The 23360-nt window shown below is 36.2% G+C and carries 23 protein-coding genes; 15 read left to right on the forward strand and 8 right to left on the reverse strand.

Going from position 1 to position 23360, the window contains the following annotated elements:
• Positions 1-4: 4 nt before the first annotated feature.
• From IGM04_RS05995 to IGM04_RS06020, 6 genes are all read right to left on the reverse strand, one after another.
• The gene (locus IGM04_RS05995) at positions 5-1210 is read right to left on the reverse strand and encodes a YdcF family protein (protein WP_010822771.1); all 1206 of its coding nucleotides are present in this window, start codon (positions 1208-1210) and stop codon (positions 5-7) included.
• Positions 1211-1365: 155 nt separating this feature from the next.
• Positions 1366-1566, reverse strand: a complete 201-nt coding sequence (locus IGM04_RS06000; protein ID WP_002357750.1) for a cold-shock protein — start codon at positions 1564-1566, stop codon at positions 1366-1368.
• Positions 1567-1863: 297 nt separating this feature from the next.
• Complete coding sequence (locus IGM04_RS06005; protein WP_002365588.1) at positions 1864-2985, reverse strand: baeRF6 domain-containing protein; 1122 nt, start codon at positions 2983-2985, stop codon at positions 1864-1866.
• Between the two features lie 288 nt (positions 2986-3273).
• Positions 3274-4116: a hypothetical protein gene (locus IGM04_RS06010; RefSeq protein ID WP_256924914.1), complete on the reverse strand. Its 843-nt coding sequence runs from the start codon at positions 4114-4116 to the stop codon at positions 3274-3276.
• Positions 4117-4179: 63 nt separating this feature from the next.
• Positions 4180-4410 (reverse strand): hypothetical protein, encoded by a 231-nt coding sequence (locus tag IGM04_RS06015; protein WP_256924915.1) that lies wholly within the window; start codon positions 4408-4410, stop codon positions 4180-4182.
• Positions 4411-5106: an ATP-binding cassette domain-containing protein gene (locus IGM04_RS06020; protein WP_086317844.1), complete on the reverse strand. Its 696-nt coding sequence runs from the start codon at positions 5104-5106 to the stop codon at positions 4411-4413. It lies immediately after the preceding gene.
• A gap of 125 nt (positions 5107-5231) precedes the next feature.
• Here IGM04_RS06020 and IGM04_RS06025 point away from each other — a divergent pair, with 125 nt between their 5' ends.
• Positions 5232-5588 (forward strand): hypothetical protein, encoded by a 357-nt coding sequence (locus IGM04_RS06025; RefSeq protein ID WP_086317845.1) that lies wholly within the window; start codon positions 5232-5234, stop codon positions 5586-5588.
• A 64-nt stretch (positions 5589-5652) separates the two neighbouring features.
• Here the strand turns inward: IGM04_RS06025 and IGM04_RS06030 are convergent, their stop codons facing one another.
• The gene (locus IGM04_RS06030) at positions 5653-6003 is read right to left on the reverse strand and encodes a helix-turn-helix domain-containing protein (protein ID WP_002357747.1); all 351 of its coding nucleotides are present in this window, start codon (positions 6001-6003) and stop codon (positions 5653-5655) included.
• Positions 6004-6194: 191 nt separating this feature from the next.
• Between IGM04_RS06030 and IGM04_RS06035 the strand changes: the two genes are divergently transcribed.
• From IGM04_RS06035 to IGM04_RS06055, 5 genes are all read left to right on the forward strand, one after another.
• Positions 6195-7628, forward strand: a complete 1434-nt coding sequence (locus IGM04_RS06035) for an MFS transporter (RefSeq protein ID WP_010715153.1) — start codon at positions 6195-6197, stop codon at positions 7626-7628.
• A 204-nt stretch (positions 7629-7832) separates the two neighbouring features.
• Positions 7833-8507, forward strand: a complete 675-nt coding sequence (locus IGM04_RS06040) for a metal-dependent hydrolase (protein WP_002413842.1) — start codon at positions 7833-7835, stop codon at positions 8505-8507.
• 9 nt (positions 8508-8516) lie between these two features.
• Positions 8517-9836: a DRTGG domain-containing protein gene (locus tag IGM04_RS06045; RefSeq protein ID WP_002357743.1), complete on the forward strand. Its 1320-nt coding sequence runs from the start codon at positions 8517-8519 to the stop codon at positions 9834-9836.
• A 13-nt stretch (positions 9837-9849) separates the two neighbouring features.
• Complete coding sequence (locus tag IGM04_RS06050; protein ID WP_002357742.1) at positions 9850-10803, forward strand: DHH family phosphoesterase; 954 nt, start codon at positions 9850-9852, stop codon at positions 10801-10803.
• 113 nt (positions 10804-10916) lie between these two features.
• Positions 10917-11255: a zinc ribbon domain-containing protein YjdM gene (locus IGM04_RS06055; RefSeq protein ID WP_086317846.1), complete on the forward strand. Its 339-nt coding sequence runs from the start codon at positions 10917-10919 to the stop codon at positions 11253-11255.
• Positions 11256-11315: 60 nt separating this feature from the next.
• Here the strand turns inward: IGM04_RS06055 and IGM04_RS06060 are convergent, their stop codons facing one another.
• Complete coding sequence (locus IGM04_RS06060) at positions 11316-11714, reverse strand: hypothetical protein (protein ID WP_002382283.1); 399 nt, start codon at positions 11712-11714, stop codon at positions 11316-11318.
• Positions 11715-11769: 55 nt separating this feature from the next.
• On the opposite strand from IGM04_RS06060, the gene IGM04_RS06065 reads away from it, so the two are divergent.
• From IGM04_RS06065 to IGM04_RS06105, 9 genes are all read left to right on the forward strand, one after another.
• Positions 11770-12951 (forward strand): VanZ family protein, encoded by a 1182-nt coding sequence (locus IGM04_RS06065; RefSeq protein ID WP_086317847.1) that lies wholly within the window; start codon positions 11770-11772, stop codon positions 12949-12951.
• A gap of 53 nt (positions 12952-13004) precedes the next feature.
• Complete coding sequence (locus IGM04_RS06070) at positions 13005-14363, forward strand: DEAD/DEAH box helicase (RefSeq protein ID WP_002385937.1); 1359 nt, start codon at positions 13005-13007, stop codon at positions 14361-14363.
• Between the two features lie 546 nt (positions 14364-14909).
• Positions 14910-15593: a helix-turn-helix domain-containing protein gene (locus tag IGM04_RS06075; protein WP_002381934.1), complete on the forward strand. Its 684-nt coding sequence runs from the start codon at positions 14910-14912 to the stop codon at positions 15591-15593.
• A gap of 345 nt (positions 15594-15938) precedes the next feature.
• Positions 15939-18581, forward strand: coding sequence for an alanine--tRNA ligase (gene alaS, locus IGM04_RS06080; protein WP_002366615.1), 2643 nt, complete (start codon positions 15939-15941; stop codon positions 18579-18581).
• 202 nt (positions 18582-18783) lie between these two features.
• Entirely contained in the window at positions 18784-19500 is a 717-nt protein-coding gene (locus tag IGM04_RS06085) for a tRNA (adenine(22)-N(1))-methyltransferase (protein ID WP_086317848.1), read from the forward strand.
• Positions 19484-20602 (forward strand): Nif3-like dinuclear metal center hexameric protein, encoded by a 1119-nt coding sequence (locus IGM04_RS06090; protein WP_086317849.1) that lies wholly within the window; start codon positions 19484-19486, stop codon positions 20600-20602. The genes IGM04_RS06085 and IGM04_RS06090 overlap by 17 nt, the downstream gene beginning before the upstream one ends.
• Positions 20603-20631: 29 nt before the next feature.
• A complete protein-coding gene (gene pepT, locus IGM04_RS06095; protein WP_002360428.1) occupies positions 20632-21861 on the forward strand; it encodes a peptidase T in 1230 nt (409 codons plus the stop codon).
• Between the two features lie 145 nt (positions 21862-22006).
• Complete coding sequence (locus tag IGM04_RS06100; protein WP_002360427.1) at positions 22007-22273, forward strand: DUF1294 domain-containing protein; 267 nt, start codon at positions 22007-22009, stop codon at positions 22271-22273.
• Positions 22274-22292: 19 nt separating this feature from the next.
• Positions 22293-23321 carry a lysylphosphatidylglycerol synthase transmembrane domain-containing protein gene (locus IGM04_RS06105; RefSeq protein ID WP_086317850.1) on the forward strand — a complete coding sequence of 343 codons (1029 nt, stop codon included), beginning with the start codon at positions 22293-22295 and terminating at the stop codon, positions 23319-23321.
• The last annotated feature ends 39 nt before the right edge of the window (positions 23322-23360 follow it).

A 23360-nucleotide genomic window follows, 5' to 3' on the forward strand; every position in this document is an offset into this window, starting at 1 on the left:
TTCTTTACTGAATAATCAATCCTGTTAAGAATAACATAACCATACCGATGGTAGCTAGGCCGCAAACAATAATATGGCGGCGTTTGTACATCACTACAATGGCGATGAACTCTCGAATAAACGCGTTAGGTAAAAAATAAAAAGCGGTTTTTGCACCAATGCCATCAGCTTTTAAGCCAGCCATTCGAGCGAAAAGACCCGCTCGGAAAAGGTGATAATTGTTTGTAGTAAAAATGGCTTGGAAATTAGCATTTCCAAAATCCTCAATCATTGTTTCTTTGGAAAAACGCATATTTTCTAGTGTGTTTTTTGAATGAGCTTCTACTAAAATATCATCATCAGGAATACCTTGTGTTAAAGCATACATTTTCATCGCGACACTTTCAGGAAGTAATTCATCGGGGCCTTGGCCACCAGACATGACGATTTTTGGTGGATTTAACGTTGCGCGATTTTGAGCCTTGTAAAATTGAATGGCTTTGTTGATGCGGGCTTGCAATAACGGCGGCACAACCTCACCATTGATTAACCCCGAACCTAACACAACAATATAATCCTGTGTATATTTTGGCTGATTAAATTGATACAACGTAGAAACAGTTAAAAAATTATAAAAAACAAACGCGAAATAAGTCAAAATAAATGGCGCAATAGTTAAGGGTAAGGAGAGCCAAGTTGGTAACAACGATTGAAAAAAGAAATTATAAATTAATAGTAATGTTAAGCCAATTGCCAGCAACAACGTCAACAAGTTCCCTAGAGACCGACCTTCTTTTCTCATAACAACGACCGCATTCCAATAGAGGAAAATAATTAAGGCATAGAGTCCTAAAGCCAAAGCGATAAAAATTGCCAGCAGGGCAATAATTGCTAAGGTGATTAGAAAGTAGTTGTTTGTACGAATCGCAGTAATCCCTAAATAAGTCGCTAGAACCACAAGAAAAATATTAAATAATGTTCCATTCAGTAAACGCCTTTTTTCTTTGAAGTAGAAGAGCGCAAACAAGCCAAAAAAAGCAATGGGAATTAAAAAGAAGGCTGTGCCACGAATGATTTCTAAATATAAAACATATGAGAAGAACATAAAGACGGTCCAGCCAAACATCCACGGCAACCAATCGTGTTCTTTTTTCTTTTTCCGCCACGAGGGAATGAAAAAGAGACCCAATAAATAAACACCTAAAAAGGTTAAATCACCATAAAATTGCATAAATAAACTCCTTTAAAACATTTTTCCTCTTCAGTATAACGAAAACTCTTCAAAAAAAATAGAGGAAGCACTTAGTTTCAGAAAGTTTTCTTGTTCTTTTTTTTATAAAAAAAACCTGACGATTAACGTCAGGTTTTTAAGTCAGTATTGTTTAATTAAGCTTTAGTAACGTTAGTTGCTTGAGGGCCACGTTGACCTTCTTCGATTTCGAAAGTTACTGCTTGACCTTCTTCTAAAGTTTTGAAGCCGTCACCTTGGATAGCTGAGAAATGTACGAATACATCGTTTCCGTTTTCTGCAGTGATGAAGCCAAAGCCTTTGTCTGAGTTAAACCATTTTACTGTACCTGTTTCCATAATAAATATCCTCCTAGATGTGTGTTATAACACATTCATATTTTGCAATTACTTGAAAGGTGAAAAATGTGGAAGATGTTTATTTGAAACAGCTACCCATATTACCGAACAAAAACTACATCTATTACTATAGCATACTAACTGGTTTTTGTATAGCGATAACCTTATTTTCTTTTTTATCGGATGTTTTTTAAAAACTAGAAAGTGAAGATAAGGCTGTTATAGTGCTGTTTCAATAAGTCTCAGAAAAAAAGCCCATTGTAAGGCGCTTTCTTACAATGGGCTTTTTGCCTGTTTTTAATAACGGAGGATAGCCGCTAAAGATTTTTCATCTGGTGCAGCTTTTTGGTCTAAAACAAAAACTTGACCGCCGTTTTGAATGACTTGGTAAGCAATGGTGTTTAAAAGTTTGCGACGATCATACTCTTCAGATGACATTTCATTGTTTTCAGTAACAAAGAGTGACGTTGCAATAAAAAGATGGGAAATTTTGCCGTCAGCTGCCGCTGGCGAAATATCTGTAAATTGATCTAAGAATTTACGATCTAGTAATTTGTTATAAGAAGCTGTTTCTTTTTCTGTTAACTCTGCAGCTATTTTTTCACTAGCGCTGCGGATATCTTGAATGGTTGCTTGTGCAGGTGAAGCAGCAACTGAAATTGAGCAATCATAATAAGGATTTTTAGCAATCTTTTTAAAGAGTGTTTGGTTTTCTGGTAAAGCATAAAGATAAAGCGGTAATTTTTCAGGATTATCCAGTTGATCTTTTAAGAAAGTATCGACTGCTTGATAGTAGTTCACCCAATCAATTTCAACTTCTTTATCTTTAGTATTGATGCTATGATAAGCGACACCTTCTTTAGAACCGTTAGAACTACCTTGAGTTGAAAAGTTTAAATTACCACCCGTTAATTCATCACCTAAAGCTGTGACCACGTCTGTTGGCGCGTCTTTAGGCAATTCAACAGGAGTCACAGTCGTATGATCAACCTTGTAAAGTTTCATTGAATCGCGATTTAGAGCAAGTAGGTAATAATGGTAGTTAAATTGTTTGTCTTTGACTAGTCCAAGTAAATAAGGAATCGTGTCCACGTAATATTGATCGTCAACGGGCACATCTAATCGTTGAACAAAGGTGTTTTCTGGAGATAAGATGATTGAAACACTTGCTGTGCCGTTGCGCCAGAAGGAAGCATCAGCTAGAAGTGCGTCAATTTTTTCTTGGAAAACAGACCATTTTTCCTCAGGAAATTTTTTTTCAAAGCGTGTTTTTGCCGCTTTTGCAAAATTTTTCAAAACAAGCGAATCTTTTTCTACGTTTTGATGAGCGACATGGGTGTTAAACAAGAAAGTAACAAACGGTCCATGAACTTCTTCAGAAAATAATGTTGATAAGCTATCTTTTTTTTGATTTGCCATAATAAAATCCCCCTTCTAAAAGTAAGTGTAGCACAGGAAATCGAATGTTTAAAACAATATGTTCAATAAAAGAAAACGCTTTAAATAATCTAAATAAAGGACTGTTAATGGTGTTCTAATAAAAGTTTTATAAAAAATATAGCTGAAACTCATGATAAAAAAGGCACAAACCACTATACTTACGTTATGCCAATTATCCCGAATTGGTTTTTTCATACTTACTCCTACCAAGAGTAAATAACAACCTTCATTTCCACCACAGACGACGGTCGTGGTGGTTTTTTTTGTTTAGGTTCTAGTTTTTTTTGCTATCAACTTTTGAGAAGGACAGAGCAAGATAGTTAGAGAGGTTATGACAAGTACGAGAATGGAGAGAAGAGTTATTAAGATACCGTTTTGATAGGTTAACAATGGATTTCGCAAAGGTCTCATAATGTCACCACCTAATAGAATATGAGGCATATCCAAGTAGCTTAAGAGAATGTAAGGTTTTAAGTTCTCGTTAAGTAACGTATTGAGTACATCGTATTGTCCGATCACTAATGGAATAATTAAAACAGAGAGATTTAGAATTAAATTACTTGTTAGAATGCTGAATACTAAACTTAACAATGCTAGAAATGCTAGAAATAATATAAAAAAGAAGATTGTTTTAACGACAAAGTCACCTGTTGCTATCAAATTGACTTCCGTATTTTTCGAACTGGTGGCAATCGGGTAATTAAACACACCCAGTCCATTTTTCAGAAAGACAAATGCAAGTACAAGGAGAAATGCGCTGAGTAGGTTTGCAAAGAGCGACAAAACAATGGCAAAAAGTTTGGTGTAATATGTTCGTACATAAGAGTTAGGAGAAACACAATACCAAATGAAATTATGTTTTTTATAGTCTAAATTAAATAAATAAGCAATCTGGAAACTAACCAGAATTAAAATAATTTGCATTAATTGAGGAGAAGAAAAAACCAAATTTAGATATTGGATCACGCCCATCTTTTTTGGATTATCACTCGTTTTATTTAGCCCATTGTTTTTTAAATACTCCAGTACGGCCACTATACTTTTTTGTTCACTAATTGATCTAGCTTGCAAACTACCATCTAGAATTCCTTCTAGCGTTTTTTTTTCCAAGTTATACTCATTTTCAACAATCGCTTTTTGATCTCCTTTCTTTAGAGAATCAATGAGTTTTTTTTAATAACCATTTGTTTCCTTGATGTCTTCAACGATTTTTGTTGCAGTTGGGTCATCTTTGATACTTTCAATCGTTGTTATGCCGGCATAGTAATTATCTTCGTAATATTTTACATAATTAAAATTGGCATTTCCTAGAAAAAAAGGAACGCTAATAACGAGAACGAATAATGCAAACAGAAAATAAGTGGTTTTCTCTCGAAAAATTTTAATTAGTTCAAATTTTATCATTTAGGCACGACCTTTCGTTGCATATAGTTCGTAGTATTCTTCTTTTAATTGTAGATAGTCTAGTGACGCTGATTTCAGAATACCGCTATCTAAAAAATAAATTGCATCACAAAGCTTGCTTATTTCGAAAATATTATGAGATGACAAAAGTAATGTTTTTCCTTGCTCTTTTAAAGTAAGAAAGACGGTTGCTAGGTACTCAACATTTTCAATATCGAGACCATTTAATGGCTCATCAAAAATCAGAAAAGACGCACCACTAGCGATGGCGACTGAGAGCAAGGCTTTTTGCTTCATACCTGCAGAAAGGTGTTTAATTTTTTTGTTTATGTACGTGTTAACACCGACTAAGTTAATGATTGATTCAAAATTAGCATCATGTTTCCATAACTTGGCCGCTACTTGCATATTCTCGTAAATGTTAAGATTTGCAAATAATTGATTCGCGGATTCTATGAAAAAGATTTTTTTATTGTAGTCAGTTCTGTTTTTGATTGATGTTTTGTCAACTATTACTTCACCAGATTCGAGCGGGATAAGTTGGACGATTGATTTAAAAAAAGTCGTTTTTCCTGTACCATTTGGGGCAACAATACATGTGATTGATCCCGTATTTAATGTAAGCGACAAGTTATTCAAGATGTTTTTATTGTTCAATGCTACGCAGATCTTGGTTATTTCTATTGAATTATTCAATTTTTCCCTCCTTTTATTAGAAATTAGTTATATAGATTATGTTAACATTAAATTAAAGAAAGAGAAAGGTTGTTTTTCGAATGATTATTTGATGGTATAAATTATAAATAGTGAAAGTATATATTATGTTAGGAGTAGAAACAATAGAAAAGAAAGTTATGTATGGTTGTGTTCTAACAAATTTGTTGGGTGTTAGTTTGGTGTTTAATTCACCAGTAGAGGCAGAAGAAGTCATTCAAAATGATGCGTTAGTTGAATTGCAAAACGAAATTGGTAGTCAATCTGTTAACCCAAGAAACAGAGCTTATGTTGATTGGGTCGTGAGGTATTTCCATCAATATCAAACTCGAGCAACAGGGAACTGGGCGCCAAATTTACATGGATATGTTTATGGGAAAATCAATGTGCGTAATGGTTATTCTGCGAATGGATGGACGTATTTGGGAACAACGAATAATTCTAATTGGTTTATTATACAATGAATACGCTAGTTGTCGAATAAATTAATAAGTACAAACAACACAGAGCCGCTGACTGTCGTATTACTTAAGAATTTGTCATTTCAAATTTACGGAACCGCAAGAAACGATTTGCTTCTTCCTCTAACTGAGTAATTTCTTCTTCTGTTAACTCTTCCGTAGTAATGTGAATATGTAACTCTTTTTGTGTGCTTGTCATAGGTGCCTGATGATTAATCTCTGTTTGTTGGGTGCGGCCCATTAAATAGTCCAAGGAAACAGAAAAATAGTCTGCTATTTTTAAAAGATTCTCTACTTTAGGCGAAGAGGTATCCCAACGACGAATTTGTCCATTGGAAATGCCGACGTTTCTTTCTAATTGGGCGAGGGTTAATTGCTTTGACTGAGCTAGTTGTTTAATGCGAGAAATTAAGGTCATTTCAAGTCCTCCTTGCGTTTTCCGTTTGCTAATTTTAAATTAGCGTAAAAGCGAATGGTTGTCAATTGCGAGCGTGTAATAAGAAGGTGAACATCTCATGAGTGATTTTTTAGAAAATTTCCGATGAAAAAAAGAAGAAATAGAGTTATTATTAGTAAGTAAACTGTTTTGGAGCGAGAGGGGATGAATCAATGGAGAAAATTAAAAGTTACCAAGAGGATTCTGAAGTGCAGAAAAATCGTTGGTGGATCTTAGTTTCTGTGGCTATGTTTACCTTCATGTCTACATTAGATTCCAGCATTGTAAATATTGCTTTACCGACTATTTCAAAAGAAATGTCCGTACCCATGAATCAAGCGGAATGGGTCGTATCTATTTATTTAATGGTTGTCTGTGCTTGTTTATTATTATTTGGAAAAATTGGCGACAGTTTTGGAAAAATAAAAGTTTATCGAATTGGCACGGTTATTTTTACGATTGGTTCGTTACTTTGTGGCTTTAATCAATCGCTGAGCTTTCTATTATTTGCGCGAGTCGTTCAAAGTATTGGTGCTAGCATGACCATGGCGACCAATTCAGGAATTATTACGGAAGTATTCCCTTTAAATGAAAGAGGGCGGGCGCTTGGTGCAGTAGGTGCCTTTGTATCTTTAGGCGCGATTGCTGGTCCTGGGATTGGTGGATTGATCTTATCAAACTTTTCTTGGTCGTATATTTTTTGGATTAATGTTCCCGTGGGGCTAATTACAATTTTAATTGGCGAAAAGTTTCTACCAAAAGATATTACAAAAACAAAAGAAAAAATCGATTTTCCAGGATTTGCTTGTATTGCCATTGCGATTATGACGTTCTTCGGCGGGATTTTCCTCGGACAAGAGAGCGGGTTTGGCTCGTTACAATCCTATTTATTGTTCATTATTGCAGTAATCGCATTAGGATTATTTATAATGGTTGAACGAAAAAGAAAAAGCCCACTTATTAAGTTCGCAATTTTTAAAAACAAAATTTTTACTTTAAGTTTATTGTCCGCCGTTTTAATTTTTGCCTCAAACTTTTTTGTAAATGTTGTCATTCCATTTTATTTGCAGGATGCACGCAAACTAAGTGCTAGTTATGCTGGTCTATTAATGATGGTATTTCCGTTATTAATGGTGGTTGGGGCTCCTCTGAGTGGCTATTTGACGGATAAAATTGGCCCAGGTATTTTAACATTTGGCGGATTGTTGCTCTTGTGCTGTACGTCGTTAATGTATATGTTTTTAGATATGAATTCGCCTATCTGGTATTATGTGATTGCAACAGCCATTATGGGCTTGGGAAATGCACTTTTCCAGTCTCCAAACAATACAATGGTTATGAGCAGTGTTGAAAAGCAAGATTTAGGTGTAGCAGGAAGTATGAATTCTTTTGCTAGAAACTTAGGGATGGTCATTGGGATTGCGTTGTCAACGACCATTTTATATCGTGGTATGAGCGAAGCCTATGGTGAACGAGTAACCACGTATCTGGCTAATCGCCCAGATATATTTATTGTGGGAATGCGTGAAACCTTTTTTGTCGCCTTTCTATTATGTGTGGCGGCCTTTATATTAACGATTTTACGTTTTCGGAAAACAACCAAATAAGTAAAAAGAAGCAGACGAGAAAGATTCATGATTTTTCTCGTCTGTTTCTTTACTAGCTAAGAAAATAAGCAAATGCGATTGTATATTTCTAATTCTCTGTTACAATAAAGAAAGTAAACTGTACTAAACTGTACTACTTTTAAGAATGAATTTGACGATTAATTATCATAAGAGTGTGTAGAAAATACCGTAGGAGGAATACAAATGGAACTGATAGGACATGGACATTCATGTATTGAAATTCGTCTAAACGACGGCACGAACCTTTTATTTGATCCTTTTATTAATGGCAACCCTTTAGCGGACGTTTCACTTGAAGATTTACACCCTGATTACATCTTAATCACCCACGGACACAGCGATCATATTGGCGATATGCTAGCAATTGCTCAAGCCAACAAGGCAACGATTATTGCGATAGCTGAAGTGGCTACGTATGCACAGTCGCAAGGGGTAAAAGCGCATGGAATGAATCTAGGTGGGCGTTATGTCTTTCCTTTTGGTTCGGTTAAATTTGTGCCAGCTTTGCATAGTTCCGGTTATGAAATAGACGGCGTAATGACCTACATGGGCGAAGCAAGTGGGATTATTTTAGAAGCAGAAGATAAAAAAATTTATCACGCTGGTGATACGGCGTTGTTTTCAGATATGCGCCTTTTTGTAAAAGACAAATCCATTGATGTAGCGTTCTTACCAATTGGCGATAATTACACGATGGGACCAGAGGATGCGCTACAAGCAGTCTCTTACTTAAATCCCAAAATAACCATTCCAATTCATTACAATACCTTTCCTGTTATCCAACAAAATCCAGCAATATTCGTAGAGCAAGTAGTTGGCGGGAAAGTATTAAACCCAGGAGAGACGATCCTAGTTTAGGAGGAAATTATGGCGACGAAACATGATCAAATTTTAAAACATATTGAAGAATTACCAATTGGCGATCGAATCTCTGTTCGAAGCATTGCCAAAAGTTTAAGTGTTAGTGAAGGAACAGCGTATCGGGCCATCAAAGATGCAGAAAATATTGGGCTTGTTTCCACCATTCAACGTGTTGGTACGATACGAATTGAGCGGAAGTTAAAAAAACATATTGAAAAATTAACATTTGGTGAAGTGGTCCGGATTATTGAAGGGGATGTGTTAGGCGGTAGCTCTGGTCTAGACAAAGTCCTTAATAAATTTGTAATTGGTGCGATGACAGAAACCGCGATGACGCGATATATTACTCCCGGATCCTTAATGATTGTTGGTAACCGCCAAGGCGTGCAAAAGCTTGCTTTAGAAAATGGGGCAGCCGTTTTAATTACAGGTGGATTTGAAACATCTGAAGAGATTGCGCAGTTAGCAGATCGTCTGGGTATGCCTGTCTTGAGAACCACATATGATACATTTACTGTGGCTACTATGATTAACCGTGCTTTAAGTGATCAGCTGATTAAAAAAGACATTTTACTCGTCAGTGATATTTATACAGCGCTTGAAAAAACCAATTATTTGTTGACAACTCAAACGATTGCAGATTATCAGGCATTATCTGAAAGTACCCATCATTCTCGTTTCCCAGTAGTAAATAAGAAATTACGTTTAGTGGGGATTGTCACAGCCAAAGATGTCATTGGTAAAAGTGAACATTTAACCGTGGATAAAGTCATGACAAAGGATCCCAATGTTGTGAAAAAGATGATGAGTGTAGCGAGTGTCAGTCATCAAATGATTTGGGATGGTCTAGAAGTCATGCCAGTGGTGGAAGATGATTTAGCGCTTGTTGGAATTGTTTCTCGCCAAGATGTGATGAAAGCCATGCAATTGGTGCAACGACAACCACAAATTGCAGATACAATTTCAGATCAAATTTCCGGGGAAGTGATGCCTGTAGAAGAAAATGGCAAAGAAACAACCCGTTTTCGTTTTTCGGTTGCGCCCCAAATGGTTAACAGTGTTGGTACCATCTCGTTCGGTGTCCTAAGTGAAATTATTTCTAACGTGACACAACGAACAATGTTGATGAATCAAAAAAGAAATGTATTAATTGAACAAGTGAATCTACATTATTTGCGGCTAATCCAGTTGGAAAGTGAATTGGACATTCGTCCACGTATTTTAGAAATTGGTCGTCGCTCTGCAAAATTAGATATCGAAGTTTATTTAGAAAATGTCATTGTGGCAAAAGCAATTGTTGTTTGCCAAGTGATGGAGAGAACGTAGGAGGCTACAAAGAATGGACGTAGTAAAAGAAATTATGGCAGCAATTAAACAATATGAAACAATTATTATTCATAGACATCAAAGGCCCGACCCAGATGCGATTGGCTCACAGGTTGGGTTAGCAGAACTCTTAAGAGCGAGCTTTCCTGAAAAAAATATTTATCAAGTAGGCGGACCAGTGGAAGGCTTAGAGTTTTTAGCTGAAATGGACGTTATTACTGACGATGTCTATCGAGGTGCATTAGTCATTGTAACAGATACTGCAAATGCTCCACGAATTAGTGATGCGCGTTTTTCTTTAGGCGATCAATTAATTAAAATCGATCATCATCCGAATGATGAACCTTATGGAGATTTAGTTTGGGTGAATACAAATGCAAGTAGTTGTAGTGAAATTATTGTTGATTTTTGGCAACAGCATTTAGCAGAATTAACGATGACAGATAATGCAGCTCGTTTATTGTATGCTGGGATTGTGGGGGATACAGGACGTTTTCTTTATCCTTCCACTTCGGCGCATACACTCGCTGTCGCTGCGCAATTGCGTACGTTTAACTTTAATGCCGCAGACTTAAATCGTGAGTTAGACCAAATGCCTTTAAAGGTTGCTAAATTAGCGGGTTATATTTATCAAAATTTAGAAATCGATGCAAATGGCGCTGCTCGTGTCGTTTTACCACAAAGTATTTTAAACAGTTATGATATTGTCGATTCTGAAACGGCAGCCATTGTTTCAATGCCAGGAAAAATTGAAGATGTTCTCTCATGGGCAATCTTTGTTGAACAGCCGGAAGGTTATTATCGCGTTCGGTTACGTTCCAAAGGACCAATCATTAATACAATTGCTAAAAAACATCATGGCGGCGGCCATCCTTTAGCAAGTGGCGCTAATGCACGTGATGCGGCTGAAATTGAAGTGATTTACCAAGAAATCCAAGCAGCTTGCCAAGAGTGGGCTCAAAAATAAATAAGTAATTAGAAAGTAGTTATCGGTCGTTGATAAATCATTCGGACTACTTTTCATTCACTAGAAAATAAGGTAAAATGAAAAAGAATTATTTTTTACAAAGGAGAACGTTAATGACAGAGCAATTACCAAACTGCCCTGAATGTGGGTCGGCATATGCCTATGAAGATCGCGGATTATTTATTTGTCCAGAATGCGGTCATGAATGGTCACCAACAGAAGAAGTTGCAGAAGAAGGCTTAGTAGCCAAGGACTCAAATGGCAATCTTTTAGCGGATGGTGACAGTGTTACTGTAATCAAAGATTTGAAAGTTAAAGGTGCCAGTGGCGCAATTAAACAAGGCACAAAAGTGAAAAACATTCGTTTAGTGGAAGGCGATCATAACATCGACTGTAAGGTAGATGGCTTTGGTCCAATGAAGTTAAAATCAGAGTTTGTTAAGAAAAATTAAATTTCATTTGAATGATGAGACAGTAAGAGTCTAGGACACAACCATCGTCCTAGACTCTTACTAATGTTTATCGGTCTTGTATTTTATCATTGTACGAAGGCCGTGCCAAGCGTTGTAAAGTGTGAGGATTAACCCGATACCTAAAGGAATCCATAACCATTGCGGAGAATAAGCGGCATCTTTTAACGTTTCAGGGTTGATGGTCCATGATTCTTGCAATACTTGGAAACTAAAAACCATGAGAAATGTTGAAATAAGTAACAAAATAAACCGTAAATAATGAATCGTTGTTTGACGGTGAATCAGTGCAAAGAGTAAGTAGAGCACAAGTAAAAATAGCGGCACTCCAAACGCAAAATATGGCTGTAACATGAGAACGTCCTCCTTTTTCTTAATGATACTGCAAAGGAGAGGATTTGCAAAATAAAATTTATTGTTGGTACATTTTTTTAGAAACAAGTATAGTGTTATTGAGGCATTCATACTTGAAATTGTTTATCTTGGAGGAATTTTTATGGCAGTATATAGCGAACCAATTAAATGGGCAATCATTATTTTCCCGTTTCTAGCATTTTTTATTTCTGGGGCATTATTAATCTATGAATACCGCAAATATGGTTCATTTGTTTGGACACGAGCAATGATTTTGTATTCATTTGTTTTTTATTTATTATGTGCCTATTTCTTGGTAATTTTACCGTTGCCATCTCGGGCAGAAGTGGCTCAATACACAGGACCAACAATGGAACTGCGGCCTTTTCATTTTATTTCAGGGATTTTAAACGAAACTGTTTTTTCGCTCAAAGATCCTAGTACGTATTTGCCAGCATTAAAACAGCATGCCGTTTTAGAACCACTGTTTAATGTTTTATTAGTTTTACCTTTTGGTGTGTATTTACGGTATTATTTCAAATGTTCATTTTTAAAAACAGTTCTTGCGAGTTTTTTATTGTCATTATTTTTTGAATTAACACAGTTATCTGGCCTTTATTTTATTTATCCACGTTCGTATCGCTTGGCGGATGTCAATGATTTAATTAATAATACCGTCGGAGGCATGGTCGGTTATTGGTTGACGCCACTCTTTACCTTTTTATTGCCAACAAGAGAAGAAATTGATGCCACCTCTTATGAAAAAGGGCAGACAGTTAGCCTGTTAAGACGTTTCTTTGCATGGGGGATTGATTGGTTGGTGATTGGCTTTGTGCAAGGCCTGCTCGTTTTTGGACTAAATTTCATTCCAGCTTATAAAAATTGGGCAACCAATTATCCGATTTTTTCAGATCGGATGTGGTTCTTTATCATGGTGTTTGCGGTCTTTATCGTCATGATGAAACTGACAAATGGTCAAACGTTAGGGAAAAAAGTTGTTCGCATTCGGGTGGTTGAAACAGGACATGAAAAAATTCGTTTAAAAGCCTTGTTTGTTCGCTACGGTTATTTGTATTTTGTGTATGGTTTAATTAGTATTTATCTAGCCAATGCCACTGATTTATTGAATTCTTCTAATCGGATGTTGCAAATGGTGTCACTGCTTCTGTATTTGTTCTGTTTAATTTTATATTTACTGTTTTTGATCAACGTTTTGTTAACCTTGATTCGTAAAAAACGGCGTTTGTTTTATGAAAAAGCCAGCCATACTTATACAGTCAGTACATTAGAAATTGCGAAAACAAAGGAATCAGCAGGTGAGTAAAAGTTGTTTTTGTGTTATAATGCCAAAGTGCATAAAGAATTTAACGAGAAGAGGTGAGGCAAGTGCCTTCATTTAAACAATTTCAATTTCAACCTTTTATCAACGAAGCACTCGCAGAAAAAGGGTTTGAAGAACCAACAGAAGTCCAAGAAAAATTAATCCCAATCATTAAGAAAGGGAAAAGTGTCATTGGACAATCGCAAACAGGAAGTGGAAAGACGCATACTTTTTTACTTCCATTAATGGATAAAGTTAAGCCAACTATCGACGAAGTACAAATTGTGATTACTGCGCCTAGTCGTGAATTAGCCAATCAAATTTATCAAGAAGCGCAGCAACTGGCTCGTTTCAGTCAACCAGAAATTCGAGTGTCAAATTTTGTTGGCGGAACAGATAAACAACGTCAATTAAATAAATTAAAGCATCAGCAACCTCATGTGGTGATTGGTACACCAGGGCGTATTTTAGATATGATGAATGAACAAGCCTTGAAAGTGCATACGGCTTTTGCCTTTGTTGTCGATGAAGCAGACATGACATTAGATATGGGCTTTTTAGCAGAAGTCGATCAAATTGCCGGTCGTTTGCCAGAAAAATTACAAATGCTCGTTTTTTCTGCAACCATTCCAGAAAAATTACGACCATTTTTAAAAAAATATTTAGAAAATCCAGTGATTGAACATATCAAACCAAAAGCAGTTATTTCAGAAACAATTGACAATTGGTTGATTTCCACCAAAGGAAAAAACAGCAATCAAATAATTTATCAATTATTGACTATCGGGCATCCTTATTTAGCGATTGTTTTTGCAAATACTAAACAAAGAGTTGATGAAATCACCGATTACTTAAAAGATCAGGGACTAAAAGTTGCCAAAATTCATGGAGACATCACACCACGCGAAAGAAAACGTGTGATGCGTCAAGTTCAAAATCTTGACTACCAATATGTGGTAGCTACAGATTTAGCCGCACGTGGGATTGATATTGAAGGGGTTTCACATGTCATCAATGCAGAAGTTCCACATGAATTGGACTTCTTTATCCATCGGGTTGGCCGCACAGGACGTAATGGATTGAATGGGACTGCCATAACATTATATTCACCAGCGGATGATGAAGCGATTACTCAGATTGAGCAGTTAGGTGTTTCTTTCAAACCAAAAGAAATTAAAAATGGTGAGATTGTAGAGACGTATGATCGCAACCGTCGAACAAAACGAGAAAAATCTCGAGAAGAATTAGACCCAACGTTAATTGGTTTAGTGAAAAAGAAAAAGAAAAAAATTAAACCAGGATACAAGAAAAAAATTAATTGGGCAATTGAAGACAGCAATAAGAAAAAACGTAAAATTGAACGTCGTCAAAAAGATCGTTCTGCTAGAAAAGCAAAAAAGAATTCTTCTAACTAAAAACGTTGTGGATTATAAAAAGTAAGGGACTAGAATCGTAAAGATTTTAGTCCCTTACTTTTTATATGATAAATATTTAAGTCACTTTTAAAATAACTCTTTTTTAAAAGTAGTTATCGTTAAAAGTAGAGAAAATTACCGATTAATTGTAAAGATTTTTGTCGAAAACATCAAAATGTTAGTGTTAAACATCAACATTTTGATGTTTTCTCGAGAAAAAAATAATAAAATTACAGAATTTTTGGCGTGTTTTAGCAAAAAGTAGGAAGTTTCGGCACTTTTTTTGTTAAAAAATCAGCTTTATTAGTTGATATTAAAGGAAATTCATTTTTTTTTACGGAGGATAAAAAAATTTTACACACAAAAAAAATCATTTTCTAATATAATATAAATAACCACCAAAATAAAGAATAAAGGAGCGAAGAGAGATGAAGATAAAAAGGTGTTTATTAACCAATCGATGGAGAAAACACGCGATTTGGTAACGTATTTTGATTGGTGCGTTTAGTTATTGGTAGCAGAAAGAGTTCTAGGAGGAAAGAAGAAATGAGAAGGATTTTGGTATTAACAAAGAACATTTTAGTTGAGCAAACATTTCAGCAGCAATTACAACATTTAAATTATGAAGTCTTTTGTACGAACTGCTGTGAAGAAACTATAGAACATGAGTTAACTTTTTTTAATTATTTTGATGCAATTGTATTAAGCGAAACACTTTCTCAGAACGATTGCTTGAGATTATTAGGAAGTCTTTCATCGTTAGAGAAGCCGATTTATCGACGTTCACAATCGATGTGTAATAAACGTGAAGCAGAGATTTGGCAGGAAAGAGGTATTATCCGGTGGTTAGGCCTCAAAGATTCATTGGAAGATATTCGTGAAAAAATTGACACGGTCGATCAAAGTTTTGCCGAAGTCACAGCCGAGCTACTTGATGACCAAGTAAAAAAGATTCGCTTTACAAAAAACGAACAACGCTTTTTAAAAATCTTGTATCAGCATGCCCACGAAGGGTTGGATCGTGATCAAATTTGTCGCTTGCTTTGGCAGAAAGAACCAGATGCTTCTACAAAATCGCAGCTGTCTTTCGTATGTAAACGAGTGAAACAAAAATTTAGTGATGCAGGTATGAACGAAGAGATTATTACAACCTCTTGGGGAAAAGGGTATCAAATAAATGAACAAATTTTGCCTTATTTAGAACAAACGTTATTTGAAACAGCTCAGTAAGGAAAGATTCCTACGAAAACAATTGACTTTTTAGCAGATCTTTCTTATACTTTTGACTATAAGCTAAAGGATATGAGGAATCTTATTTTGATCACAGAAAGCCGTTCATTGCTGAGAGAAGGGCATCAGATAAATTTACTTGCTCCCTTTAGATGGACTTGATAGAAATATCAACGCGACTCTGCGTTATAGAGCTTAAGAGGTAATGATCCAACATCATTGCAATCAAGGTGGTACCGCGAGCAATCGTCCTTGACTGCAATGGTGTTTTTTGTGTTAACAATCTGCCACTTAAGAGGGTACAAAATATAAATAGTTAATTATTAATAGAAAGTAGGAAAATCAATGAAAGAATTAACAAGTAGTCAAGTTCGTCAAATGTATTTAGACTTCTTTAAGTCTAAAGGACATTCAGTAGAACCAAGTGCTTCTTTAGTACCAGTAAACGATCCAACATTATTATGGATTAACTCTGGTGTTGCAACCTTGAAAAAATATTTTGATGGCTCTGTTGTGCCAGAAAATCCAAGAATTACGAATGCTCAAAAATCTATTCGTACAAATGATATTGAGAATGTTGGGAAAACGGCTCGTCATCATACAATGTTTGAAATGTTAGGGAACTTCTCAATTGGAGATTATTTTAAAAATGAAGCGATTCACTGGGCTTGGGAATTTTTAACTGGTGCTGAATGGCTTGCTTTTGACCCAGAAAAATTATATGTGACTGTTTATCCGAAAGATACAGAAGCAAAACGCATTTGGCGTGATGAAGTTGGTTTATCTGAAGACCATATTATTGATGTAGAAGATAACTTCTGGGATATCGGTGCTGGTCCAAGTGGTCCGGATACGGAAATCTTTTATGATCGCGGCGAAGAATTTTTAGATATTCCAGAAGATGATCCAGAAAATTATCCTGGTGGCGAAAATGAACGCTATTTAGAAATTTGGAACTTAGTGTTCTCTGAATTTAACCATACACCAGAAGATACGTACGAACCATTACCACATAAAAACATTGATACGGGCATGGGCTTGGAACGTGTTGTATCTATCATTCAAGATGCACCAACAAATTTTGAAACTGATTTATTTATGCCAATCATTCATGCGGTAGAAGCTTTAGGAACCAACGTGAAATATGGAGATGCACCACAAACGGATGTTTCCTTTAAAGTGATTGCTGACCATATTCGTGCCTTATCCTTTGCAATTGGTGATGGTGCGCTTCCTTCAAATGAAGGTCGTGGCTATGTGTTACGTCGTTTATTACGTCGTGCGGTAATGCACGGGAAAAAATTAGGCATTAATGAAGCCTTTTTATACAAATTAGTGCCTGTTGTTGGCGAAATCATGGTAAGCTACTATCCAGAAGTATTACAACAAAAAGACTTCATCGAAAAAGTGGTTCGGACAGAGGAAGAACGTTTCCATGAAACCATCAATGAAGGTTTGAGCATGTTAAATGAGGTTATTAAAGAAGTTAAAGATGCAAAAGGCGATACATTAGATGGAAAAATTATCTTCAAACTTTATGATACTTTTGGCTTCCCAGTAGAATTAACGGAAGAAGTTGCAGAAGATGAAGGCTTGAAAGTCGACCATGCTGGGTTTGAAACAGAAATGGAAGCACAGCGTGAACGCGCTCGTTCTGCCCGCAGTAAAGAAACTTCAATGGGTGTTCAATCTGCTTTATTAACAGATATTAAAGTAGAAAGTAAATTTGTTGGCTATACAGAATTAACACATGATAGTGAATTATTTGTTATTATTCAAGGTGACGCACTAGTAAATGAAGCATCTGCAGGAACAGCCGAATTAATTTTTGCTGAAACACCATTTTATGCGGAAATGGGTGGACAAATTGCTGACCGCGGCTATGTAAAAAATACCGCAGGGGAAGTCGTTGCCAACGTGGTGGATGTGAAAAAAGCACCAAACGGTCAATTTTTACACAAAGTAGAAGTTTTGGCGCCATTAGCTGAAGGCCAAATTTATCAATTGCAAGTGGACGAACGGATGCGGACACGTATTTTGAAAAACCATACGGCAACCCATTTATTGCATCGTGCTTTAAAAGATGTGTTAGGGGAGCATGCCAACCAAGCAGGCTCATTAGTTGCACCAGGACATCTACGTTTTGACTTTACTCATTTTGGGCAAGTTACATCAGAAGAACTAGCGCGGATGGAAGCCATCGTTAACGAAAAAATCTGGGAAGCTATTCCTGTTGTCACAATTGAAACAGATATTGATACAGCGAAAAACATGGGCGCAATGGCGTTATTTGGTGAAAAATATGGCAAAGAAGTCCGTGTAGTTAATATTGGGGATTACTCTATCGAATTATGTGGTGGAACACACGTTGCTAATACAGAAGATATCGGGATTTTCAAAATTGTTTCTGAATCTGGGATTGGTGCAGGAGTACGCCGTATTGAAGCAGTGACGAGTAAAGAAGCGTATCAACTTTTACAAGAAGAAGAACGTCAATTGAAAGAGATTGCTACATTAGTTAAATCACCTCAATTAAAAGAAGTGGTTACGAAAACAGAGCAATTGCAACAACAATTACGTGATCTACAAAAAGAAAACGAACAATTGGCTGGCAAATTAGCGAATCAACAAGCTGGTGACATTTTTAAAGATGTCAAAGACGTCAACGGTGTTCGTTATATTGCCGCTCAAGTCAATGTTAAAGACATGAATCAATTACGCCAATTGGCCGACCAATGGAAACAAAAAGAATTGTCTGATGTACTAGTTCTGGCAACTGCACAAGATGAAAAAGTAAGCTTGTTAGCGGCTATGACAAAAGACATGAACGGAAAAGGCTTAAAAGCCGGTGACTTAATCAAAGCAATTGCGCCAAAAGTTGGCGGTGGCGGCGGTGGTCGTCCTGATATGGCTCAAGCTGGTGGGAAAAATCCAGCAGGGATTGCGGATGCCTTAGCAGAAGTTGAAAACTGGTTGGCAAATGCCTAATTAAAAATGTTTTCCCTATTATTAATATAAGGAGAATGCTCTTTATAGCAATAATGACAGCCCTCTTCAAAGTTATGAAATTGATTTTGAAGGGGGTTCTTTTTTATAAGTGATTAAGGAGAGAAAACAGTAGATTGCACGAATGTGTAAGTTTTCATCTTCAATTGACAATGGTATAATAAGCAACGGAGGAATCAAAAATATGAATGAAAATCAATTATCAAAACGTCTCGCAACGGTTGGTGATTTAATCCCTAGAGGAAGTCGCTTAGCAGACATTGGTTCAGACCATGCTTATTTACCAGTTGCTTTAATGTTAGAAAATAAACTGTCTTTTGCTGTGGCTGGGGAAGTGGTAGAAGGCCCTTATCAATCTGCCAAAACCCAAGTCAGTAAATCTAATTTGACGGATAAAATTATCGTACGTTTAGCGAACGGGCTAGATGCAATTGAACCTGAAGATCAAATAGACGTCATTAGTATTTGTGGAATGGGTGGCACATTAATCCGAGATATTTTAGAAGCTGGACGCAAAAAAAATCGTTTAACAGGGAAGGAACGCCTTGTTTTACAACCGAATATTGGTGAACCAACTTTACGCCGCTGGTTAATGGCAAACGACTACAGTATTATTGATGAAACAATCGTGGAAGAAAACCGTAAGTTGTATGAAATTATCGTAGCTGAAAAAACAGAGCAATCCGTTTCTTATACGGACCAAGAATTACTATTTGGGCCAGTTTTAATTAAAAAACAAGGACCGGTTTTTACCAAAAAATGGCATCGAGAATTAAAACAGCGCAAAACTGTTCTTGCACAACTAGCAAAAACAAGTGGAGAACATATTGAAAAACAAGTAAAACTACAGCAAGACCAACAATTAATTGAGGAGGTGCTGGCCAATGGCTGTGAACGGTAAGACATTGATTCGACGCTTCAATGACTATTGTCCCGAATGGTTAGCAGAAACGGGAGATCCTGTGGGCTTGCACATTGGTACGTTAGATAAACCAATTGAAAATGTGATGGTTACCTTAGATGTTCGTCCTGAGGTCGTTGCAGAAGCAATTGAGAAGCAGGTTGATTTAATTATTGCGAAACACCCACCTATTTTCCGCCCAGTTAAGCGATTAACCACAGATAATTTTCAAGAAAAAATGTACGCTGATTTATTAAAACACGATATTGCTGTTTATGCAGCGCATACTAACATGGATATTATTGACAATGGGCTAAATGATTGGTTTTGTGAATTATTGGGAATTAAACAGACCACCTTTTTAACTAAAACACATACTGTTCCTTATAAAAAATTAGCCGTTTTTGTGCCAATTGATGAAGCTCCCCAAATGAGAGAAGCTTTAGGTCTAGCTGGCGCTGGAGCTCAAGGTGATTATTCTAAAACAAGTTACTCTTTAATTGGAACAGGACGTTTTACACCAACACAAGGAGCAAATCCAACGATTGGCGATATTGGTCAAGAAAGTGTCGTCCAAGAAGCAAAAATCGAAGTGATTTTCCCTGAAACTAAACAAGAACAAGTTCTTGCAGTTATGTTACAGGCGCATCCTTATGAAGAACCGGCGTATGATGTTTATACCATTGAAAATCAATCAAAAGAATTTGGTTTAGGTCGGGTTGGAGTATTAGACAAGCCTGTGAGACTCTCTGATTTTGTACAGCAAGTCAAGGAAGCTTTCCAATTGGATGGCTTGCGGGTCATTGCAAAAGATGATACTAAAATGATTCAACGGGTAGCCATTTGTGGTGGAAGTGGTGAAAAGTTCTATCATGATGCATTACGTAAACAAGCCGATGTCTATATTACTGGTGATGTGTATTATCATACGGCACATGACATGATTGCTGAAGATTTACCAGTCATCGATCCTGGTCATTACATTGAAGCGCTTTGTAAGCCAAAACTTGTGGAATTAATGAATCAATGGAAACAAGAAAATGAGTGGGATGTATCCATTTTTGAATCAGAAGCGAATACCAACCCATTTCGTTTTAAATAAAAAAATGAAGATTAAAGGAGTGTTCTTTTATGTATGAAAATTTATTACCTCGTTTTTTACGCTATGTGAAAACAGAAACACGCTCAGATGCAACAAGCACAACGACACCATCAACACAAACACAAGTAGCCTTTGCACAAACCTTAAAAAAAGAATTAGAAGAATTAGGGATGAGCGATGTTATTTATAACGAAACGAATGGTTTTGTAATTGCTACGTTACCTAGTAACGTGGAGAAAGACGTTCGTTCAATCGGCTTTATTGCCCATATGGATACGGCTGATTTTAATGCAGTGAATGTTTCTCCGCAAATTGTTGAGAACTATGACGGAGAATCAACGATTCCTTTAGATAAAGAAGGCAAATTCACTTTAAATACGAAAGACTTTCCTAACTTAAAAAATTATCGTGGTGAAACACTTATCACAACAGATGGTACCACTTTATTAGGGGCTGATGATAAATCAGGTATTGCGGAAATAATGACAGCCATGGAATATTTAATTAATCACCCAGAAATTAAACATGGCACCATTCGTGTGGCTTTCGGTCCTGACGAAGAAATTGGTGTAGGTGCCGACAAATTTGATGTCGCTCAATTTAACGTGGATTTTGCTTATACAATGGATGGCGGACCAGTAGGTGAATTACAATTTGAAACGTTTAATGCGGCGCAAGCAGAAATTACAATTCAAGGGAAAAACGTTCATCCAGGAACAGCAAAAAATACAATGATTAATGCGTTACAATTAGGAATTGATTTCCATAATGCCTTACCTGCTGACGAAGTTCCAGAAAAAACAGCAGGTGAAGAAGGCTTTTATCATTTAGCAGCGTTTGCTGGAACGCCAGAAGAAGCTACAATGACGTATATTATTCGCGATCACAATCGCGAGATTTTTGAAGCACGTAAAGCTAAAATTAAAGAAATTCAGCAAACATTGAATGCACCATTTGATGAAGAACGAATCAAAGTTGATTTATTTGATCAATACTATAATATGCGAGAAGTGATTGAAAAAGATATGTCCATTGTCGAAATTGCTAAACAAGCAATGGAAGAATTGTCAATTCAACCAATTATTGAACCTGTTCGCGGTGGAACGGATGGCTCAAAAATTTCTTATTTAGGGATTCCAACACCAAATATCTTTGCTGGTGGCGAAAATATGCATGGCCGTTTTGAATTTGTTTCATTACAAGCCATGGAAAAAGCGACCAATGTGATTATTAAAATTGCTGAATTAAATGCAAAATAAATGAGGCACTCAATAGGAAAGTAAGAAAACGGGCAACCGAGAGCTTACTTTCCTGTTGTAGTTTCATGAGTCATTGAAAATTTTTTTGCAATTAGAATCAGAACAAGGTATCCTAGTACAGTAACTAGTTAGGAGGCCAGAAAGAATGCTTCAGTGGATAGTAATCATTTATTTCCTCGTCATTAATTTAGTATTGTTTAGTATGATGGGTTATGATAAAAAACAAGCAAAACGTGGGAACTGGCGTATTCCAGAACGCCGCTTATTGACGATAGGACTTGTCGGTGGCGGTCTAGGTGGGCTAATGGGACAAAAGAAATTTCATCATAAAACCCAAAAACCAGTTTTTGCATTGTGTTATTCAATTGGCGTAATCGCGATGATTAGTTGCATCTATCTAACGTTTAAGTAAGAACAAAAAAGGAGAAGCGATGAAAGGAAAAGTAAAAATTGGCTTAAATATGTTGTTAATGATTATCGTTTTAGGCGTAATCTTTTATGTCATGGATAATTCATTAAGTGATATTTTTGCTCAACTGATGGAAACGAGTTGGCTGGTGCTGATTGCTGTTATTTTTTTTGGAGTAGTTTATCAATTTGCAGAAGGGCGCTCAATCAAGGAAATAGCTCGTTATTTTAACAAAGACTTTACAACAGTGGATGGTTTTTTTACTTCTTGTTATGTAGCATTTTATCGGATTATTTCATTTGGCACGGGAACCTTGCTTTCAGAAATTTATTTTTATAAGAAAAAGGGAATTCCTGTTTCTAAAAGTGTAGGGATAACGGCATTACATATGATTATGTACAAAGCAGCCGTGATTTTTTTAGCAATTATTGGTTTGATTATTCAATTTTCCCTGTTTTATGAAAATGCGCCTAAGATGATTCCATTCATTTTAGCAGGTGTTATTTTAACATTAGTAATAATTGCAGCATTACTTATTTTATCTAGTAGCTTAAAGTTCCAAGTTTTATTGGTTAAGTTTGCCAATCGTTGGTTTAAACGACCAAAACTAAGAGATTGGGTGGATAATTGTAATTTACAAATCTATTCCTTGCGGGCGGCTGTCCAAACAATTACACAAGATCGCTCAGCGTTGCTTCGAATCTTTTCATGGAATGTATTTAAATTATTATTTTGGTACATTATTCCTTACATTGTTTTAGTAGAAAATCACCCGAATATTGATTTATTATTAGTGATGTCCTTTACCAGTTTTGCTGTTATTCTTTCAGGAGTTATTCCAACACCTGCTGGCATTGGTCCATTTGAATTTGTTTACTTATTGTTGTTTAAACCATTGGTCGGCAATGTTGATGCTGTAGCATCTGTTTTACTGTATCGATTTGGTAGCTTTGTGTTACCCTTTTTGATTGGCTTGGTTTATGTCGCCATTGAGAAACGAAAATCATTACGCATTGAGATTGAAGAAATAAAACGTCAAACAGATGAATAAGGTAGAACGAGAAAAAGAGTCGCTCTTTTTCTCGTTCTT

This window comes from Enterococcus sp. DIV2385, assembly GCF_051711925.1.
Lineage (GTDB): Bacteria > Bacillota > Bacilli > Lactobacillales > Enterococcaceae > Enterococcus > Enterococcus faecalis.

What these genes read in the sequence shown, in the direction of transcription:
- IGM04_RS06040 (WP_002413842.1), top strand. Translation starts at nt 7,833, where the DNA reads ATGGAACTGATAGGACATGGACATTCATGTATTGAAATTCGTCTAAAC.
- IGM04_RS06045 (WP_002357743.1), top strand. Translation starts at nt 8,517, where the DNA reads ATGGCGACGAAACATGATCAAATTTTAAAACATATTGAAGAATTACCA.
- IGM04_RS06085 (WP_086317848.1), top strand. Translation starts at nt 18,784, where the DNA reads ATGAATGAAAATCAATTATCAAAACGTCTCGCAACGGTTGGTGATTTA.
- IGM04_RS06075 (WP_002381934.1), top strand. Translation starts at nt 14,910, where the DNA reads ATGAGAAGGATTTTGGTATTAACAAAGAACATTTTAGTTGAGCAAACA.
- IGM04_RS06000 (WP_002357750.1), bottom strand. Translation starts at nt 1,566, where the DNA reads ATGGAAACAGGTACAGTAAAATGGTTTAACTCAGACAAAGGCTTTGGC.
- IGM04_RS06050 (WP_002357742.1), top strand. Translation starts at nt 9,850, where the DNA reads ATGGACGTAGTAAAAGAAATTATGGCAGCAATTAAACAATATGAAACA.
- pepT (WP_002360428.1), top strand. Translation starts at nt 20,632, where the DNA reads ATGTATGAAAATTTATTACCTCGTTTTTTACGCTATGTGAAAACAGAA.
- IGM04_RS06100 (WP_002360427.1), top strand. Translation starts at nt 22,007, where the DNA reads ATGCTTCAGTGGATAGTAATCATTTATTTCCTCGTCATTAATTTAGTA.
- alaS (WP_002366615.1), top strand. Translation starts at nt 15,939, where the DNA reads ATGAAAGAATTAACAAGTAGTCAAGTTCGTCAAATGTATTTAGACTTC.
- IGM04_RS06105 (WP_086317850.1), top strand. Translation starts at nt 22,293, where the DNA reads ATGAAAGGAAAAGTAAAAATTGGCTTAAATATGTTGTTAATGATTATC.
- IGM04_RS06005 (WP_002365588.1), bottom strand. Translation starts at nt 2,985, where the DNA reads ATGGCAAATCAAAAAAAAGATAGCTTATCAACATTATTTTCTGAAGAA.
- IGM04_RS06065 (WP_086317847.1), top strand. Translation starts at nt 11,770, where the DNA reads ATGGCAGTATATAGCGAACCAATTAAATGGGCAATCATTATTTTCCCG.
- IGM04_RS06015 (WP_256924915.1), bottom strand. Translation starts at nt 4,410, where the DNA reads ATGATAAAATTTGAACTAATTAAAATTTTTCGAGAGAAAACCACTTAT.
- IGM04_RS06035 (WP_010715153.1), top strand. Translation starts at nt 6,195, where the DNA reads ATGGAGAAAATTAAAAGTTACCAAGAGGATTCTGAAGTGCAGAAAAAT.
- IGM04_RS06030 (WP_002357747.1), bottom strand. Translation starts at nt 6,003, where the DNA reads ATGACCTTAATTTCTCGCATTAAACAACTAGCTCAGTCAAAGCAATTA.
- IGM04_RS05995 (WP_010822771.1), bottom strand. Translation starts at nt 1,210, where the DNA reads ATGCAATTTTATGGTGATTTAACCTTTTTAGGTGTTTATTTATTGGGT.
- IGM04_RS06055 (WP_086317846.1), top strand. Translation starts at nt 10,917, where the DNA reads ATGACAGAGCAATTACCAAACTGCCCTGAATGTGGGTCGGCATATGCC.
- IGM04_RS06090 (WP_086317849.1), top strand. Translation starts at nt 19,484, where the DNA reads ATGGCTGTGAACGGTAAGACATTGATTCGACGCTTCAATGACTATTGT.
- IGM04_RS06025 (WP_086317845.1), top strand. Translation starts at nt 5,232, where the DNA reads ATGTTAGGAGTAGAAACAATAGAAAAGAAAGTTATGTATGGTTGTGTT.